The organism is Pseudomonas gessardii (genome assembly GCF_001983165.1).
In the GTDB taxonomy this organism is placed as follows: domain Bacteria; phylum Pseudomonadota; class Gammaproteobacteria; order Pseudomonadales; family Pseudomonadaceae; genus Aquipseudomonas; species Aquipseudomonas gessardii.
The window spans coordinates 35,858-54,535 of record NZ_MNPU01000040.1 but is presented as its reverse complement, the minus strand read 5'-3'; the positions used below and the strand labels follow the sequence as shown (position 1 = coordinate 54,535).

The 18,678-nt window shown below is 55.6% G+C and carries 18 protein-coding genes and 2 pseudogenes; all 20 read left to right on the top strand.

The window, feature by feature from the left end; genetic code table 11:
• Positions 1 to 130: 130 nt before the first annotated feature.
• The 20 genes and pseudogenes from BLL38_RS22540 to BLL38_RS22450 all read left to right on the top strand — a co-directional run bounded on the left by BLL38_RS22540 (position 131) and on the right by BLL38_RS22450 (position 18,641).
• Positions 131 to 1,180, top strand: a complete 1,050-nt coding sequence (locus BLL38_RS22540; RefSeq protein ID WP_083743101.1) for a PucR family transcriptional regulator — start codon at positions 131 to 133, stop codon at positions 1,178 to 1,180.
• Positions 1,181 to 1,401: 221 nt separating this feature from the next.
• Positions 1,402 to 2,397: a hypothetical protein gene (locus BLL38_RS22535; protein ID WP_020300878.1), complete on the top strand. Its 996-nt coding sequence runs from the start codon at positions 1,402 to 1,404 to the stop codon at positions 2,395 to 2,397.
• Between the two features lie 96 nt (positions 2,398 to 2,493).
• Positions 2,494 to 3,492, top strand: a complete 999-nt coding sequence (locus BLL38_RS22530; protein ID WP_032904495.1) for a SphA family protein — start codon at positions 2,494 to 2,496, stop codon at positions 3,490 to 3,492.
• A gap of 435 nt (positions 3,493 to 3,927) precedes the next feature.
• Positions 3,928 to 4,557, top strand: a pseudogene (locus BLL38_RS32000) (HAMP domain-containing protein); the annotation flags it as partial.
• 69 nt (positions 4,558 to 4,626) lie between these two features.
• A complete protein-coding gene (locus BLL38_RS31995; protein ID WP_371101270.1) occupies positions 4,627 to 5,415 on the top strand; it encodes a methyl-accepting chemotaxis protein in 789 nt (262 codons plus the stop codon).
• A gap of 248 nt (positions 5,416 to 5,663) precedes the next feature.
• Positions 5,664 to 6,416, top strand: coding sequence for a hypothetical protein (locus BLL38_RS22520; protein ID WP_020300881.1), 753 nt, complete (start codon positions 5,664 to 5,666; stop codon positions 6,414 to 6,416).
• A 115-nt stretch (positions 6,417 to 6,531) separates the two neighbouring features.
• Positions 6,532 to 6,762: an AlpA family transcriptional regulator gene (locus tag BLL38_RS22515; protein ID WP_020300882.1), complete on the top strand. Its 231-nt coding sequence runs from the start codon at positions 6,532 to 6,534 to the stop codon at positions 6,760 to 6,762.
• 4 nt (positions 6,763 to 6,766) lie between these two features.
• Positions 6,767 to 7,609, top strand: coding sequence for a ParA family protein (locus BLL38_RS22510; protein ID WP_020300883.1), 843 nt, complete (start codon positions 6,767 to 6,769; stop codon positions 7,607 to 7,609).
• 85 nt (positions 7,610 to 7,694) lie between these two features.
• Entirely contained in the window at positions 7,695 to 7,904 is a 210-nt protein-coding gene (locus BLL38_RS22505) for a hypothetical protein (protein ID WP_076964377.1), read from the top strand.
• 14 nt (positions 7,905 to 7,918) lie between these two features.
• A complete protein-coding gene (locus BLL38_RS22500; protein WP_076964376.1) occupies positions 7,919 to 9,505 on the top strand; it encodes a ParB family protein in 1,587 nt (528 codons plus the stop codon).
• Positions 9,502 to 10,050, top strand: coding sequence for a DUF2857 domain-containing protein (locus BLL38_RS22495; RefSeq protein WP_020300885.1), 549 nt, complete (start codon positions 9,502 to 9,504; stop codon positions 10,048 to 10,050). Before BLL38_RS22500 ends, BLL38_RS22495 begins: the two co-directional genes overlap by 4 nt.
• Positions 10,047 to 11,237 carry an STY4528 family pathogenicity island replication protein gene (locus tag BLL38_RS22490; RefSeq protein WP_020300886.1) on the top strand — a complete coding sequence of 397 codons (1,191 nt, stop codon included), beginning with the start codon at positions 10,047 to 10,049 and terminating at the stop codon, positions 11,235 to 11,237. Before BLL38_RS22495 ends, BLL38_RS22490 begins: the two co-directional genes overlap by 4 nt.
• Before the next feature lie 264 nt (positions 11,238 to 11,501).
• Positions 11,502 to 12,257, top strand: a complete 756-nt coding sequence (locus BLL38_RS22485; RefSeq protein WP_020300887.1) for a PFL_4669 family integrating conjugative element protein — start codon at positions 11,502 to 11,504, stop codon at positions 12,255 to 12,257.
• Positions 12,254 to 12,772 carry a DUF3158 family protein gene (locus tag BLL38_RS22480; protein WP_032903630.1) on the top strand — a complete coding sequence of 173 codons (519 nt, stop codon included), beginning with the start codon at positions 12,254 to 12,256 and terminating at the stop codon, positions 12,770 to 12,772. The genes BLL38_RS22485 and BLL38_RS22480 overlap by 4 nt, the downstream gene beginning before the upstream one ends.
• Positions 12,769 to 13,239 (top strand): single-stranded DNA-binding protein, encoded by a 471-nt coding sequence (locus BLL38_RS22475; protein WP_020300889.1) that lies wholly within the window; start codon positions 12,769 to 12,771, stop codon positions 13,237 to 13,239. Before BLL38_RS22480 ends, BLL38_RS22475 begins: the two co-directional genes overlap by 4 nt.
• 225 nt (positions 13,240 to 13,464) lie before the next feature.
• Positions 13,465 to 15,432 carry a DNA topoisomerase III gene (locus BLL38_RS22470; protein WP_020300890.1) on the top strand — a complete coding sequence of 656 codons (1,968 nt, stop codon included), beginning with the start codon at positions 13,465 to 13,467 and terminating at the stop codon, positions 15,430 to 15,432.
• Between the two features lie 895 nt (positions 15,433 to 16,327).
• A complete protein-coding gene (locus tag BLL38_RS22465) occupies positions 16,328 to 16,909 on the top strand; it encodes an STY4534 family ICE replication protein (RefSeq protein ID WP_020300891.1) in 582 nt (193 codons plus the stop codon).
• A gap of 70 nt (positions 16,910 to 16,979) precedes the next feature.
• Positions 16,980 to 17,237, top strand: a complete 258-nt coding sequence (locus BLL38_RS31485) for a hypothetical protein (protein WP_076964380.1) — start codon at positions 16,980 to 16,982, stop codon at positions 17,235 to 17,237.
• Positions 17,238 to 17,452: 215 nt separating this feature from the next.
• A pseudogene (gene radC, locus BLL38_RS22455) lies at positions 17,453 to 17,833 on the top strand (RadC family protein); the annotation flags it as partial.
• Positions 17,834 to 17,885: 52 nt separating this feature from the next.
• Positions 17,886 to 18,641: a DUF5983 family protein gene (locus BLL38_RS22450; protein ID WP_020300893.1), complete on the top strand. Its 756-nt coding sequence runs from the start codon at positions 17,886 to 17,888 to the stop codon at positions 18,639 to 18,641.
• Positions 18,642 to 18,678: the final 37 nt, after the last annotated feature.

The window sequence follows — 18,678 nt, the reverse complement described above, 5'->3', positions numbered from 1 at the left end:
CGGCGACAGAGACTTCAGACTAACAATGCAAACCTGCGTCGCTGCGCTCCGACTGCCCGGCCGGATGACCGTGGAATAGGTGGCCGGATGTTGGTGGACTGAGTGGCCGGATGGCGTGGAATGCCCATTCATGAGTTCGTTATCGAGAAACAGTGAGCACTTTACGCTGAAATTGATCCCTTCAATGGCGCGACAAGCTGCACGTCGCGAAGTACCGTTCAGCAGCATCGTCAAAAACATGCGAGCCAACCAGACTATCTGGGTCAATCATTTTTTCACCGCGTCGGCGTCCAGGACTTTTGCACCCTCAACGGTTCAACGGTTAGTCACCAACGGTGCATGCGTGGTGGATGAAATCATCGAGCACTTTGTGCTGTGCTACCTGGACGAGCGTCAGGTGCTGATGGAAAGTCAAATCGCGAGACGCCGCGCCCTTGTGGAAAAGTTGATCGGCAATGCGGGCGCGCTTCAACCATTCGAGCTAAAGCAAATCAAAAAAGATCATGGCCTGGATCTTGAGCATTTCCATGTCGGTATCATTATTTCTGATCTCAACACCAAGCTCAGCTCAGACTTGGGTGAGTTACAACGCAATTTACAAGATGCAATCATCGGCGATACACCGCTGGTAGTTTCCTTCACTCAGCATTTGACATGGGCTTGGGTCAGTACACCGCGCGCCCCTACTCCGACCCAACTGAAACGACTTGAAGAAACACTGGGGCAATTAAGTGGAACTCAATGTGCACTGGGTGAACCAGCGAAGGGCCCTGCTGGGTTCAGGCGTACTCATCTTCAAGCCAGAGATGTCAGTAGCGTTGCAATCCTTTCCCCAATCAAAGGCGTCATGCGCTGGGCTGACCATGTCCTGACGATCCTGGTCGGTCAGGATCTTGAAAAGGCCGCGTGGTATGTCGACTCCGTGCTCGGACCTCTGGCAAACAAATCAGAGAAAGCCGGCGGCTACCGCCAAACACTCAGCGCTTACTTGCAGTCAGGCAACAGCTTGCTCCACGGTGCTGAAGCGCTAGGTATTCACCGCAACACGCTAGTGTATCGACTGCAACAGATAGAACTACTGCTGGGTTGTCCTATCAAGCAACGAGAGCTCGAAATACGCTGCGCCTTGCACCTGATCACCCAGTACGAGGGCCGTGTCCTCAAGCATGAAAGGGAATAGAAACAGGTAAACAGTGAGATTGATGTATCCCAGTCGATAGACCATCAACGCACGTTTCAAGCGCTCGAGGGCCGCCGTACTGCAATACCAAAACCAATCATTATTTTGGTTTTCCGGCCTAATGACTGCGCTCGGTACTTCTTCTAACTTGTAAGCCATCCGCAGGAAGCGCAATGACCATGCGCCCAGTGAGATGACAACAAAAATAAGAGGAAAACCCGATGACCCGCAAATGGATCGCCGCGCGTATTGATCAGCTCGACCCTGCTACCGACTATGACGAGATCTGGAAACTCTCTGCGGCTTATCGGCCAACCGACTTCATCATGAATCTTGTGTACGCCGTCACTTTCCCTCACTTCTTCGTAAGGGAACTGGACGCGTTGCCTCTCATTGACAACGGTGACGGGAAAATTCTAAAAAACTCATTCAGACGCTCCGATGACACATCCTGGAAGATGCAGGTTTGGTGGCATTACGGTTCACACCACGACAAGACCCGCGAAAACGTTGAGTCGATAAACAAAATACACTCCCACTACGCTCAGCGATTTGGCGAGAGCTTCAGCCGCAACGACACCTACGTCTACACGCTTTGCTATGAAGCAGCCGGCATGCATCGCCTGATGCAACGCGTAGGTATGGCGGGCATGAGCGAAAAAGAGAAGCTCGCCGCTGTTAAATACTGGCACCAGATGTCAACCATTTTTCGCAACGCCGGGACGGGCGAAGCGATTACAGGCTTCCCTGATTCCTTTGATGGAATCATGGCCTTCATGGATCGCTGGGAAAGTGAGGATGTTCCCAAACACGACATGGGCCCACCGGCGGCGCGAGCAATAATCCAACAGTTCGCCGATCGTTATTTTCCAAAGTTCTCACACTCTCTGGTATTTGCCTGGGTGATCAGTCTTTATCCCGATCATCTGATCCGCGCCTACGAACTCAAACGACCCTCACCGTTGGCCAGGAAAGCATTGCGTTTGTTTACTGCCGGTTTTCTGTGGATGGGGGAAAAGGTGATCCCTGATCCGAAGGACACCTTCACGGAACGCCGGCAAGTGGCGCATGCCGCCAAGCGCGCTGCGGGTGCATCTAAAACACCAGATCAGCAGAGCGAGCAGGCGAAAGTCGCGGGTTGCCCTTTCCATCGATTCAGAGCAAAGCCCTCAGCGTCTGATCCCGCGAGCCCAGGTACCACGCAAGCAAAAAAATAATGTGCCAAAAGCACATTGGTACCAGATTGCTTGATGCAAAAGCACTCTGGGAATTACCAAATAGCGCCAAAAAAAATAACAATAGAGCCAACAACGATGAACACAATAAAAAAAATTTGTCCAGCCTTGCTAGTCCTCGCCACTCTCTCGTCCCTAGAAACTGTAGCCGCCAACGGCCCTCCACCGCCTAGCGTTGGGGAGCCGAACGGGATCAATCTGGGAGGCACCAGTTTTTACGATGGATTTGCCGGCCTGCCCGGCTTTTCGTTCCAGCAATACTTGAAGTACACCAGCGCCAGTTCGATTCGAAATAACTCGGGTAAGGAAATCAAAGACTTTGATAACCCGAAGATCAATGTCACCAGCCTGATCAACCAACTCAGCTATTACTCGCCCAACACTATTGGCGCGGGCGCACACCTGGGCTGGAACATCATTGTGCCGATCGTTTCACTCGACGGTGACTTTGGTAGCAACGGTCCACAACTCAAGGACAACGCCACTGGAGTTGGCGACGTCACCACCGGCCCGCTGGTGCAGTTCGATCCTATTGTCGATGAGCATGGACGACCTATTTTCGTCCAGCGCCTGGCACTGGATGTGTTGTTACCCGTCGGTAAATACGATGAACACAAGGACCTCAACCAAGGATCTAACTTCTACTCGATCAATCCTTACTGGGCGGCGACCTGGATGCCCGCACCCCGCTGGGAAGTGAGCTGGCGCTTGCACTATCTGCAAAACTTTAAAAACAAGGACCCAGCCAGCAGTTCAGTGCAACTGTTCGAAGGTCAGCCTGTGCGTGATACCCAGGCAGGCAAAGCGGCATGGATTAACTTTACTGCCTCCTATGAAGTGATACCCAACGTCTCAGTTGGCCTCAATGGGTATTACTTCAAACAAATAAGTGATGATGAGGTCAATGGTCACCGCCTCGCCGACTCTCGCGAAAAAGTGCTTGGGATTGGCCCTGGGGTGTTCTGGAAAGTAGGCGATGGTGATGGTGTCTGGTTCAACACTTATCGTGAGACCGAAGTAGAGAACCGCGCACGCAACGACTACGTCGTGCAGGTACGTTACGCGCACACCTTTTGAGGTCAAGAGCATTATCCTCGATGTAGCGATACGTCGAGGTGGCGCTCAACTCTTCCCCGCCACGGACGCGTTGGCTTCCAAGTTAACCGTTCGTCGAAATAAATATTGGATATGGAAGTGGGTCGACAAATGGAAGGTGGGCCTCAACGAGCTGAACGGCAATCTGCAGGTAACTCCTACCGAGCACAATAGCCGTTCGTGTGTCTTTTGCGTTTGTCCGGCTGCACTGAAGATTAGCGCTACCGAGAACATATCCGTCGTTCACACCGAGATCGCCTATGACTTGTGCTACCTCAGTAATTCTTAATTCTACACAAATTTCAGATCCGCGTTTCGCCGATTATCTCGCCTACTCCGCAATGCCGCGAGTCGCATCAGGATGAAATTAACCCTGCATCGTTTCTGCTGAAAGACCACGCCAATAAAACGAGATCCATGATGCAATATTCGCTCGCAGGCAAAATGATGATGACGCTCACACTGGTCATGCTTTGCGTTTCACTCGCTGTCGCGACGCTCAACTATCAATTCACGTCTCGGGAGTTGAGCAGACAGCAACTCAGGCAAGCCACTACGTTACTTGAGCTTGCGGCACAATCCCTAAGCGAACCGCTCGCGAGTGGTAATCAGGCTCAGATCGAAAACTTGCTGAATGAACTGTTGCGCGCCCCCGATGTTAATGGACTAACGGTGCGCGATTCCCGTACGCAACGTTCAACTTCTGTCAGTCAGAAAAACGCGGCTAATGTCTCCTTCCGGCTCAACACACAGGTAATGCATCATGGTCAGGCGCTGGCTATGCTGGATATTGAGTTCAACAACCAGGCGCTGAGAACGACCCTGAAAACTGTATTACTGCAAAACTTGGCAGTCACCGCAGTTTTGTTGCTCGCTACCTTGGGGACTGTGTGGCTATTGACCCGGCGTCACATTCTGCGACCAGTCAAAGAGGTCAGCCTTTGCCTGGCGCAGATAGCACGAGGTGAAGCTGACTTGAGTAAACGCCTAGATGCCAGTTGCCCTGATGAAATTGGTGAGTTGGCTGGCAACTTCAACCTAGTGCTTGAACGGCTATCGAACCTGATTGCGGATGTCGGGCTCGTCTCTAGCGCTCTCGATCAGCATGCCGGTGAAATGGACATAACAACTGGTCACACCTCGCACGCTACCGCCCAGCAGGTTCAGCAGGTCGAATCCGTAGCCGCTTCCGTGCAGCAACTCGCTCGATCCGCCATCCAGGTTGCCAGACACGCCTCGAGCACTAGCGCACAAACACGCGAGTCGGCAGCCCATGTCTGCGAAGGGAACGCCATGATGGACGCCAGCCAGCAAATGGTCGAACGCCTGGGGACACAGATAGCCCATACCGCTCTGAAACTGGGTGACTTGATGCGAGACAGCGAGGGGATCGGTGCGATGGTGGTCACTATTCGCGGGATCGCCGAGCAGACCAACCTTCTCGCCCTGAACGCCGCCATCGAAGCCGCACGAGCCGGTGAGCAAGGACGAGGATTTGCCGTGGTCGCTGACGAAGTCCGTGCCCTGGCGCTAAAAACCCGCCAGTCGACCGAAGTCATTGAAAATATTGTCACCCAGTTACAGGGCGCAGCGCATCAGGCACGAGAAGCCATGGAGGGTTGCCAGAATGCGCTGCAGGATGCGGTGGGCACCTCACGGCAAGTCGGTGAGTTCCTGACGCGAATCAGCGAAAACATTCAGGGCATCAATGAAATGAACCAACACATTGCTTTGGCTGCTCAGGAGCAGAGTACTGTCGCGGAAACGGTGAACGAAAATATCATCACCATTCACCGACTGAGTGATGGAGTCTCCCACTATGTCAATGACCTGGCTGATGGAGCACGACTCCTGAATAAGCAAAGTCAGTTGCTACACCACAGAATAAGCTCTTTCAAAGTCTAGCGATGCATAGGTTATTGGGAGAAGCACCGTGGTGCTGTGCGTCTAAATCGTCAATTGAAACAAGCGTAAGAACTCGATAACCAGAGTGCATTAGGTGCTTAATGCTCGGATCTCTCACGAAAAAAAGGATATCGATTTACCAACAAATAAAACCGAATCAAGGGACAGTTGCCGCACGGAAGCCCAGCTAGTAAAGGCCATAAAAACGTAGTTAGCGGATCTGCTCCCTCGAATATGAGGCTGCTCCTATGTATGAACCCGACAGCTACAACGTTTTTGCAAAAATTTTTTATCGGCCCATTGACGCAGCTATACGCTGGTGCAATCTCATGGCTCATGAAACCCAAATACTAGAATCGGCTTGGGAATGTCCTGCGCTCCTGTCAAAATACTTCCCCCAATGGCCGTGCCTACAGGCAAATACCGAAAAAATTATAGATGCCATTCGCCATGGCGACCTGGCCTATGGCTGCTTCGGCGTGTCGGTCACGATTGGCACGCCCATCGATTGCAGTCAGATAACTATCCGCCATACTGACCTCAGAGTTTGGATGGCGCGCTACTACCCTGACCAAAGACCAAGCTTTCTTTTCGAACAGTCCTTCAACCAACAAGGAGCTATCAGCCCTGGCACCTATCTGGCCTTACAAGCCGACCGAGATGCAATGCAATTGCGGATAAAAAATATAGAAGCGTCTTATCAACAACTACTCGATGAGCTTGAGGCAATGGGGTTGGAAAGAGAAAATATCCATCAGTTACTAAAGTCCAACAGTAAACTCAGTGACCGCAGTGAAATCGGCTACCTGAAAGTCATAGGGGCGTTGCTTGAACTAATCTTAGGACACTCGCCATCAGGTAAACCGCACTCAGTATTTGATAGTCAATCCTCCATCGTCAATTCCATCTCAGCTCATCGCAAAGACGATCCTGGCCTGAGCAAACGCACGCTGGATGCAAAGTTCGCCGCAGCCAATCGCATACTCAAAAAAGGTATCTGAGTGGAGCAATTGCACTGCAATACCTCTGATTGCAGTGCAATGACTCTCCCCCACTTCTGCTATTCAATTCAGGTCACTTCCCACCACGCGCCAATCGGCGCCAGGAGTGACCAGCATGTCCAGCCAATCCTTACCCATCGTTGAAGCACCTCAACTGCAGGTAGAACGCCACATCATGCGACGTGACGAGGTGGAGCGAAAAACCGGCTTCAAACGCGCGCACATCTACAACCTGATGAAGGAAGGTAAATTCCCTCAGGCTAAACGCATTGGATTGCGGGCAGTCGGTTGGGACTCGCTAGAAATCGAGCAGTGGGTCGTTGAACGCTTAGGCAAACAGGCCTGATGCCATGCGTGTGGTATCGGTGGTTTCCACCAAAGGCGGGGTGGGCAAAACCACAGTAGCCGCCAATCTCGGCGGCCTACTGGCTGACGCAGGCCTACGCGTCCTGCTACTGGATCTGGATAGCCAACCCACCCTCTCCAGCTATTACGCCTTGAGCCAGAAGGCTGATGTCGGTGCGTACGAGTTCATCGCACTCAACCTAGCTATGCCTGCCCAGATTATTTCCAGGACAGTGATTGCAGGGCTCGATCTGATCGTCTCCAACGACGATCAAGGTCGACTGAGTACCTTGCTGCTGCACGCCCCTGACGGGCGATTACGCCTACGCAATCTGCTCGACAACTTCCGCGCCCGTTACGACCTGCTTTTGATCGACACCCAAGGTGCGCGTAGCGTGCTGCTGGAGATGGCCATCCTGGCCTCCGACCTTGCCCTCTCTCCCATCACCCCGGAAATGCTCGCCGCCCGCGAACTGCAGCGTGGCACCTTGAAGCTACTCAGCGAACTCGAACCTTTCCGCCACCTGGGCATTCCACCCCCACCCTTACGACTGCTCCTGAACCAGGTGAATGCCATTCGAGTGGACACCCGGATGATCATCCGTGGCCTGCGCGAGACCTTCGCAGGGGCTAACAACATCTCGGTTCTAGACACCGCAATTCCGGAGCGAGTGGCGTACCTCAACGCCGCCTCCCTTGGCCTACCGGTCCACCGAGTCGAGACACGCCAGTCACGGGAACGACGCTCGCCATCCGCGATGGAAACCATGCAAGCGCTGGCCATCGAGTTGTTTCCGGAATGGCGCGAAGCGATTTCTAGGGTGGGCAGGTGCACGGAGGTTAAATGACACCATTCACCATGCCGGCACTTCTCGCCCAATCATTGTGTTTGCTCGACCTTATAGCCAACAGCGTTTGGCAAGGAGTCTTCTGATGTTGGATCAACTTCCCATCATCGCTCCACCATTCACTCGACCACACCACCCATCTGGCGATGAATACTGCACTGTCGTCTTTCGCCTGCAGGGTGGACGCTCGGCCATGGGTTGGCTCCTCGCAGAGCTTTCCAGACATTTCGAAGGTTCGGGGACTGCCAAGATCGTCAAGTTCGAGGTCGGTGACCATTTGCGTAACCGGCGTTAACTGAGGTTGTTCCGATGAAGAAGCTCAGTCAGGCGCAGATCACCGACAAGCTGCACCAGGACCACTTCCCTCGAGGTCCAGAACTGGAGCGGCTATCCGATCCACTTACTGACACGCCTATGCTGGTCACTCTGGAGCAGTTGCGGCCCTACGAACACAACCCTCGATTCATTCGTAATCCGCTGTATGACGATATCAAGGCTTCGATCCGTGAACGCGGGCTGGATCAACCACCGCCGATTACCCGTCGCCCGGGAGAAACCTATTTCATCATCCGCAACGGCGGTAATACGCGCTTGGCGATTCTCGGCGAGCTGTGGCAGGAAACTCGCGACGAGCGTTTCTTTCGGATTCACTGCCTGTTCCGACCTTGGAGCAATGAAACCAACGCCCTACTCGGCCATTTGGCGGAAAGCGATCTGCACGGCCAACTCACGTTCATCGAACGGGCTCTGGCGGTAGCCAAACTCAAAACCATGCTTGAATCGGATGGCCCACAGCTCTCACAACGGGAGCTGGCTCGACGTCTTGCCGCTGGGGGCTATCCGATTTCACAGTCGCACATCAGCCGGATGCTGGACACCCTCGAACACTTATTACCCGCCATTCCACAAACTCTGTATGCCGGGTTGGGTAAGCCTCAGATAGAGCGTCTGATCGGTCTACGTAGTCAGGCTGAGCGAATCTGGAACCGTTATCCAACTGCCACAGTTGCATTTGCAGAGTTCTGGCTGGAATCCATGGGTTACTTCGATTGCGATCCTGAATCCTTTGATCTTGAGAAGATCCAGGATGAATTACTCGAACGCATGAGCCGCTTGCTCGGACAGTCCTACCGTATGCTGGCCCTGGAGCTGAGCGATACCCAACGGGTCGTATCCACGCCTGGGGCTGTCACTACCAGGCCCTCAGAGAACATCTATTCGCCAAGCGAACATGAAGCCGCGGCAGAACCGCCCTCCTCCGACACTGAATCACAATCAACCCAGGTCGAGAGCAGGATAGAGTCAGTTTCAGAAGAACTGCTCGCAGAACCCGAAAAAAATGTTTCACCAGCGGTCAATCCTCGATCACGCGTTCAACAGATTCGTGAGCAAATCGATCGCGAGATAGCCACCAAAGCGACGTCTCCAGTCGAAACCTGCCCAATCGACGACCTCTGGACGATCACACCAACGCTGGATACACCCGAACAACTGCGTTTAGCCATTGCCGGACTGGCGCGAGAAATGGCGGCCTATGCCGGATACCCCGAGAGCATCATCGGTCAGCCGCTTGGCTTGGGCTTCGCCCTGAACATCGAGCGAGTTGATCTTGCAGCGCCTCACGCAACCGGCGTTCACCTACTGCTCATGGCCCTGCTGCGCGCTCAAGACGACGTCAACTGGGAAGATCGTAAGCAACTGCCGTCAGCGCTGTTCGGCCAATTGTTGCTGGGGATCTATCAACTCCCGCTCACAAATCGTCCCGCCGTGGACGTGGGACTGGAGCGGCTGCCCGACAGGCTGTTAATCAAACTGTATCGCCTGATCCGCCTGGCCCGGCGTCTGATCGACTTAACGATTCCCCCTGAAGATAGCTCACCGAAGGAGCTGCCATGAACCTGTCCTTCAATGTGCTCAACCAGGCCATGCTGACCCAGATACTGCATGAGCTGCGCCAGGGTAACCTGCAGCGCTGCAAGGCACTCGGACTGGGTGAGGACGACATCTACCTGTTGCAATCCTTACCGCCCACTACGTTGTCGCGCCTGGCCCATGCAACCATCCCCTGGGTTGAGATCAAGATTGACTCGCCGGTGCTGCATCGGTTGATCGAGCAAGCCGAACGTGACGAGCAGAACGAGCGCTTGATCAACCGCGCGCTCAAGCTCGGCGCCAGCAGCACCATCATGTACCAATGCTTTGGCTTGGCGCATTCGGAAACCGCCCTGCGTCGACGTCTGCTCAAGATAGAAACCCGAAAAGGTCGCCCTCAGAATTTGAGCGAGGCGCAGGAGCATGCGCTCTGGCAGCGTTGGTGCCAACTACGCGCTCAGGACAGTACCGAGGACCAGCTCGACGCCATGATGATGCTGGCGGAGGAGCAACAGATCAGCTTGACCATCGTCTGGCAACAAATCGACCAGTACAGCAACGGCACATGAACACAGCCCCTTCCAGTCGTTGGCAGCGTGTCCTGCAGCAATGCACCCAGCATCTGAGTGAACGCTGGCCCGTACGCCCTACCACTGAACAACCCTCCAACCAGGCCCTGCAAGCTGGCTTTCTATTCAGTGGCCAATCTCACGAAGTCGTGCCACGTCGGCTGCTGTTGGATAGTCGGTTGACGCCGTTGGAACGCAATGCCTGGCAGGTGTTTCGACTCATGCTGCAAGGCCAGGGCGTGGTCACGCCGCGCTATGAGGATTTGCAGCCTTACCTGTCGAGCGTGCCCTACGGTGCGTCAGCCTCCCGTGAAACCATTGCTCGGGTGTTGACGATGCTCAGGTTGACGCGCTGGCTCAGTTTGGTGAGTCGCGGACGCGATCAGCTCAGCGGACGTCTTCAAGGTTTTCTGTATGTTCTGCACGATGAGCCGTTAACCCCCGCCGAAGCCATGGAACTGGATCAGGATTACCTGGCGCTGGTCGGGCATGCCCTCGGTCATGCGACGAAGGCGGTGCGTATTGTCGCTCAGCACGTTGTGGAGGAAGTCCGCCAGGACACGAATATCGATCGTGATCGGTTACCGACGCGGCTCGACAGCTGGGGCGAACACTGGACGCAGCAAGGATTGGATCAGCCAGCCGTTGATGCCTTCCACGATTCCGAACGGGAGGAAGATCACCGCGTTCGGAATCGTGCAGGCCCTCGTTCGGATTCCGAACCGGGCCTGAACGTCAATGTTTCAGACACCGTTCGGAATCCGAACGCCGCCTGTACTGTATTAAAAGAAAGTATTTGTACAGTACCGCGCGCGACCGCAGCGGTGGATAACCTGCACTGGCCCGCTGCGCTGCACCTGAGCCCAAGCGAGCGTCAGGCCGTCGCCGTGGCGCTGAACAAACTCAAACCAGCGGATCGGCAGGCGGTGCTCAACGAAGCGGGAGCACGTTGTGCGGCCGGTGGAATCCGCAAGCCAGCGGCGTATCTGATGGGCCTGATCCAGCGCGCACTGAAAGGTGACTTTCGTCCTTGGGCAGGTCAGGCCGAACCTTCACCCATTGCAGAATCACCTCCACCCGCTCCCTCGCGGCCATCTCGACAACAGGGCGAACCCGCGTCTGCCCTCGCACAAGCGTGCCTGAATGAGCTGCGCCAACTGCGTGGCAAACGCGGTGGACCTCAGTAGATTTGATGCCAGTGGCATCAAATCCATGGTGTTCCACTCTACGAACACATCGGACCAAACTATGAAACTCTTAGGGAAAAGCCGGGACATCTCTTTCGATGAACGTAGACGTCAGTAGATTTGATGCCGGTGGCATCAAATCTACTGACGTCTCCATAATTAGCCCTCTTAAACCAAACCGAACAGACCGCATTCAGTTTTTTGGCTGTCCTTGACCCTCATCTGCCGCAACGTTTCCGTCCAAGCGAATGCGAGGACAACGCCGTGGCCGATCATTACCAACTCAACCTGGGTTCATTGCGCAGCAGCATCACCCTGACCCTGCACACTCACCACGCCGCCCGTATCTGGCAAGGGCGGACCGCACGCGAAGGCGTTCACTCGATCATGGGCATGGCCGGCTACATCAGTGTCACCAACCTGATCAAACAAACCGCGGCTCAGGACGATCCCTATGCCGACTGGGCCATCGTACAACTCGAAGAAAAACTGATGCAGGCCAAGGCTGGGATGCTGGAACTGACCCAACAGCTGGATCGGATCAGACAGGACCTGCCGACACAGATCGACATGGGCGACAACCTCAACATCCACCCCGTCACCTTGCCGTTGTACATCGGCAGCCAGCTGGGTTTTCTGGCGGTCTACCTGCTGACCGACTACGACACCCTGGTGCGTCGTACCCTATTGGCCCATCACACAGCCTTGATCGGCCGCGTCGACATGGAAGCCTGGATCGATGACGGCGCCCATCTGCTGCGCAGCCTGTTCGGCCAGGCGCAGCGCTATCGGCATTCTGGCGTCACCCGTGATGACATGGCAGCGAACAATGCCCGTGCTCTGGCGGCCATCGAGAAGATGGGTTTGCCCCCCATGGACATTCTTGAGGGTCATCGCCGCTCCCAGTTCGCGCCACCGATCATTCGTCGTGGTGCTGTGGCAGTGGATGACGCGGACGCATTGGCAGAGGAAGCGAGAGAGCCATCTGCGACGGTGGATGAGCCGGAGGACGAAGCATGAATCTCATGATCCCGGCTCAACCAATGCCCTTCGAAGCGTTAACACCGGATGCCTATCGACAGCTCGAACACGCTGCCTCCCTAAAAGGCCTTTTAAAACCTTTTAAGGGTAAGGGGGAGTTGGACCACCTGGCGCAGGTGGCGAGGGAAATCGAGGCGCAGTTATGTCACCTGATGGAAGCTGTTGTGCAGCAAGCCGGACAGCCCCCGTACTCACTGCTGGATATTCGATTGGTGCTGCAGAACACCAGCGCGGGCAGCACCTTTTTGCGTTGGCGCACCCGTGACTTCGCCCGCATGGGGGTTGCGGTCTGGGAACGCCAGGTCCGCAACAAGACCCAACCGCAGGCCGTACGCGAGGGGTTGCACCGTTTCGAATGCAACCGTATTGCACTGAACCTGCAGATGAGCGTGGTGCATTCGCTTTACCGCCAGGCCTCGACCTGCGCGATCAAAATGGCCAGTGCCGAACGGCTGCTGCGCCAGTTCACAACCGCAGCGGAGATATCACGATGAGTACTTTTTTCGTCGGCGAAGGCAACATCGGCAGTGCGCCAGAGTTCCAGGAATTCGCCTCAGGCAATGACGAGCCACGGCGTTTGCTACGGCTGAATGTGTACTTCGACAACCCCGTGCCACGCGAGGGCGGCTACGAAGATCGAGGCGGCTATTGGGCGCCGGTTGAGCTCTGGCACCGCGAGGCTGAACACTGGAGCACGCTGTACCAGAAAGGTATGCGTGTGCTGGTCGAGGGCCGCACGATACGAGATGAGTGGGAGGACAGCGAAGACAACGCGCGGGTGACCTTCAAGATCGAGGCCCGTCGAGTCGGCATCCTGCCTCATCGAGTGCACAGCGTGGTCATGCGGGAGCGATCCAATGAACCGGCAGCATCTGCGAAACACGTCGGGCAAAATACAGAGCAAGCCAGCTCACCTGCGTCGAAGCCAAAAAAGCGCACAGGGCCGCCACCTCCGGAATGACGAGCATTAGGCATAAAAATTGCGCCTTTGCGCGAAGTTGCTGGCGTATTACTACTCGCTGCTCGTGAAGACCCACACTGTCGTCCACGCTAAAACGGGGTAACAGCATCGGATCGTCAAGGCAGTCCTCACCGACTAATATGAGGTACCTGCGAGTCAGGTTTCTCATATCTCGTAGCTGCTGTTTCCAACAACTCTGCTCCGGACCCCATCCGGAGCAGTCTTATGCGCCTCTTCCTCTGCGAGAAACCTTCCCAAGGTCGTGACATCGCCAAAGTTCTCGGAGCCAGCCGGCGCAGCGATGGCTGCCTAATCGCACCCGAGACAACCGTCACCTGGTGTATCGGTCACCTGCTGGAGACAGCACCGCCTGAAGCTTATGGTGAACACTTCAAGAGTTGGTCGTTAGATCATCTACCGATCATTCCCGCGCAGTGGCAGGTCGAGGTCAAACCCAAGACTGCGGCACAGTTCAAAGTCATCAAGCGCCTGCTCAGTAAAGCCACCACCGTCGTCATCGCGACCGACGCCGACCGCGAAGGTGAAATGATTGCCCGCGAGTTACTGGAACTCTGCAAGTATCGAGGCCCCGTTCAGCGCCTCTGGTTGTCGGCACTCAACGAGGCGTCGATTCGCAAAGCATTGTCCTCGCTGAAGTCTGGTCAGGAGACCTTCCCGCTCTATCACTCAGCCCTCGCCCGCAGCCGTGCTGACTGGCTGATCGGCATGAACCTCAGTCGTTTGTTTACCCTCCTCGGTCGGCGGGCAGGCTACGACGGCGTGCTGTCGGTTGGACGCGTACAGACACCCACTTTACGCCTAGTGGTCGATCGGGATCGTGCGATTGCCAGTTTCGTTCCGGTGCCCTACTGGAACGTTGAAGTGCACTTATCGTCGAGGGGTCAGCGATTCATCGCATCGTGGTTACCGCCAAGCTCAGGACAGGACGAAGCGGGTCGTTGCCTGCAACAGGCGCTTGCCAGTCAAACGGTCCAAGCGATCTCTTGCAGCAAGACCGCCACAGTACTCTCGCTGCAGACTGAGCATTTCCGCGAAGCGGCGCCCCTGCCCTTCGACTTGAGCACGCTGCAAGAAGTCTGCTCGCGCAAGTTGGGACTCGGCGTTCAGGAAGTCCTGAATATCGCCCAGGCTCTGTATGAAACCTACAAAGCCACCACCTACCCGCGCAGTGATTGCCGCTATTTGCCAGAGAGTATGTTCGACGAGGTATCTGGGGTATTCGATGCCCTGCTCAAAACCGATCCCACCCTGCGGCCCGCATTCGGAAGACTCGATCGATCACTGCACTCCCGCGTGTGGAACGATGCCAAGGTCACCGCGCACCACGGCATCATTCCCACCACCGAGCCGGCGAACCTTGCGCGGATGTCCGAACAAGAACGCCAAGTCTACGAACTGATTCGTAGCCACTACCTCGCGCAATTTCTTCCGTCTCATGAGTTTGATCGAACCCAGGTCGAACTGGAATGTGGCGAAAAACGATTGACCGCTGTTGGCAAACAGATCCTGGTCCAGGGCTGGAAAGGCTTGCTCTCCGAAAACACCGAGGAGGACGAACCCAGTCACAAGTCCCAAGTCTTACCCGTCTTGCAACAGGGCACGCAGTGCGCAGTGGACGACGTCGAACTCAAGTCCATGCGCACCGCCGCCCCCAAACCACTCACCGAGGGCGATCTGATCAAGGCGATGAAAAACGTCGCCAAGCTGGTCAACGACCCACGCCTGAAACAGAAACTTCGGGACACTACCGGTATCGGTACCGAAGCCACGCGAGCCGGCATCATCAAGGGGTTGATTGATCGCGGTTACTTGCTGAAGAAAAAACGCGCCTTAATGGCCTCCGCAGCGGCCCATACCCTGATTGAGGCGGTACCCGCCGCAATCGCAGATCCGGGCATGACCGCGATATGGGAACAGGCCCTGGACGAAATCGAAACGGGACGCCTGACCCTTGATGCGTTCGTCGCCAAGCAGGCGAACTGGATTGCACAATTGGTCGAACACTGTGGCGCACTCACCTTGGCGGTACCTGTCGAAGCCGGCCCGGCCTGCCCCATTTGCAATGCCTCGATGCGTAGACGTAAAGGAAAATCAGGGCAGTTCTGGTCATGCTCCCACTACCCAGATTGCAAGGGCACTGTGTCGATCAGTAAAGATACGCGTCGCTCATGATGTTCCATGGGACGATCATTATGAGAACGGTGCGTTCTCTGCCTTGACGTCGTCCCACCCTCTCTGCTGTAGTGCCTCAGGATCATCGCCAATGGCGACCCAAGACCGATTTGCTCCGGGTAGCTCGGTCGAACTCGTCGAGTTCGGAGCCTTCTCTTCTGCGGGATTTCATTCCCGTTTTGTGCTTGACCTGATCGTGGTGGCGGATGACCACTGTTGCCTCTACCCGGCAACAGCGGTCATCCGCTTCGGCGATCGTATTCAGTCCCGGAGCCCGCCGGGGAAACACTGGGCACCTTTTGTGCGCGGATGCGTGCCAGCATGTTCCGACCCAGGCCACGACAAGGGTCGGTTGGCGAATCATGGCGCAGTTCAACCAAGTGTTGCGAGGCGCTGGTCGACTGCGTAAGACCGTCAAAGGTGGTTTTTCTTCCTCGCCTGGCATCCCGTCAGGCCCACTCTTCACTTTCTTCAGTCCAGTGACTGCCACTGTATTCCGGCTATAAAAAATCGGGTTGCAGCGTCTTGACGCTCCCCTGTGACAGGCTTATACAAAGGGCGTGGTTTGCTGTCGTTGACAGCCCAGCCCAGGTAGCTTGAACCTTCAAGGCTACGCCACGTTCGTGGTGGTTTACCCAAGTGCGATCAGCGTTCGGAAGCTCGCACGGTTACCGCCTCAGCGGTGATGAATGCCCACTACCCCATGTCTGCTAACCACTACCGCAGACGTTCCTCAGCTGCACCGTTATTCCGCCAGACGCATCGTTCTGATCGTCATCGGCTTGCCGGTGGTGAGTCGTTCATCGCTCTTCTTCACCTTACCCACCCTGACGGGGGCTCACTTCCCCATCAGGGACTGTGCGTCGCCGTTTCCCCTTGAAACAGGAGAACCACCATGGCCCACGCCAACCAATCCAAAGAAGCGACCACTTACTTCAACCTGCACACCGTCGGTATCGGCTACCTCAACCGTGTTCGTGAAGTCCAAGTCCGCCGCGGCCAACCATTCATTGCCTGCGATATCGCAGCCCTGCACGGTGCCACCGATGCGGTGGAGTACACCCGCTTCGACTGCAAAGTCGCTGGGGGTGAAGCTGAACGCTTGATTCGTCTCTATATGGACGCCGTCAACGCCGAGAAAAAGGTCTTGCTGTCGTTCCGTATCGGCGACCTGTGGATCGATCCGTTTCTCTATGAGAAAGGCGAGAAACAAGGCCAACCGGGCGCCAGCCTGAAAGGTCGTTTGCTGTTCATCGACTGGATCAAGATCAACGGCACGTTCGAATACAAAGCACCCGCCAGGCAGGAAGCAACAGCACCTGCTGAGCAAGCGCCAAACAGTGAACCATCCCCACCGTCGGCTGATGCCGAAGTTGAGGATACCGAAAACCCAATAGAGGCTCGGGTGGAACCTGAATCTCCACCCGCTCCGCGCACGGCCCGCCGTGATGCCACCCGTACCGTTCAGTCCGCCTGAACAGTCCACGATGTTCCTCATCAAGGCGCTCCGTCGAGCGCCTTTTCTTCAATCAGCACAGGGGACCATTATGGAATCCTTCTGGCTTTGCGACGACTGCCTGTTCGCTACAGCTTACGAGGACTACAGCACCTTATCGCTGTATTACTCGCAGGATGAGGTCGAACAACGCATCGCCGCGATACATCGTGAGCTACTTCGGTTGATGCCCATCAGTGCCGACTTCGATCCCGAAGCCGGCTGGGGAATAAGAACCTTTTCTCCATCGCCTTGCGACGGCTGTGGTTCACATCTACACGGTCAACGCCACCGATTCACTCGGCTGTAAACAGCGCGCCATCTGCTAACGCCCAAGACTCCACACCCACCTTGGGGGATACCACTCCCCTCGGGCGTGTACCCCTGATTGTTCCCTTCGGAGGTACCGCCATGAGCACCCAACTTACACTGATTGAGACCTCGGATTTCGAGGCTGATCGCATTGTCCAAGAAAACCAGCTGATCGACGAAGCGCAGCATATTCTGGATCGTCGGCTGTTCGCCCGCGGCCCTATCCTGACGTCGCCTGACACTGTTGCCTCCTACCTAAAACTGCAGCTTGCGCAACAAGAGCATGAAGTCTTCGGTGTGATCTTTCTCGATGCCAGGCACCGGGTGCTGGCATTCGAAGTCCTCTTTCACGGCAGCATTGATGGCGCCAGCGTTTACCCCCGCCAAGTCGTTAAGCGTTCCCTAGCGCATAACGCTGCGGCCGCCATTTTGGTTCACAACCATCCCTCGGGTTGTACAGAACCCAGCCAGGCGGATCGCGTCTTGACCGCACGGCTGAAGGAGGCCTTGGCCTTGATCGAAGTGCGTGTATTGGATCACTTCATCGTGGGTGAAGGTCGTCCTCTCTCCCTTGCCGAATACGGCTGGCTTTAACCCTCACAGGCGCCTTCGGGCGCCTTGTTCATTTTCATTCTGGAGAACCCTCATGAACCCCGCACACCAAGCCCCAGCTCTGCTGATGGCCTCAACCCCATTTGCTCGCGGCTACGACAACCTTCATATCGAACGGCTGCTACTGATCACCTACGAAAACGACTGCCCTCCCTGCGTTCGACCAGTGCACGACTCACAAGCACATCTGCCCGACAATGAGCTGCAACTGTTCACCTGCCTGTTCAATGACGATTTCGCCTTGATCAGCGAAGGCCAATCCATTCCGGATGAATTGGATGAATTAGATGAACGCTGCCAGTCCACCGGGTTGGTGCGCCAAGTGATCTACGCCGTGATGGGCGACATGCTCAACGAGCGGCATCACCTCGGCGATCTGTACTCCCTAGAAGAAGCCCAAGCCATGGTCCATCGCTTGAGCTTCGAAACGGGGCACTACAGTCGAGCCTGGGAGATCAGTACCGCACACCTTCCTGAAGAAGCGATGTTCTATCTGGAAGGATGGGCAAGTAACTCCGCTCCGAGGCAAACCGGCCTTTTGTTCGAGCTTTTCGAGTTGCCGGATTGCTGCGGCATCAGTTGCAAGCTGATTGGCACGCCATGGACGGACGAAAACTTGCTGAACATTGAGGGCAAACGTTATTCAAGCTTGAGACAAGAGCAACTCGACGCAGGCACACCGGAAGTCCTAGTCAACGTACTGTACCTGGCGGCATTGGCGGATGCGAGATTGTTGATCTTCGACCCCGACGCTGCCGTCTTGAATGGGCTCGCTATTTTTGATGAATAGCAACGCGTTCAGCGTTAACACGACCCGCCTTGAATCA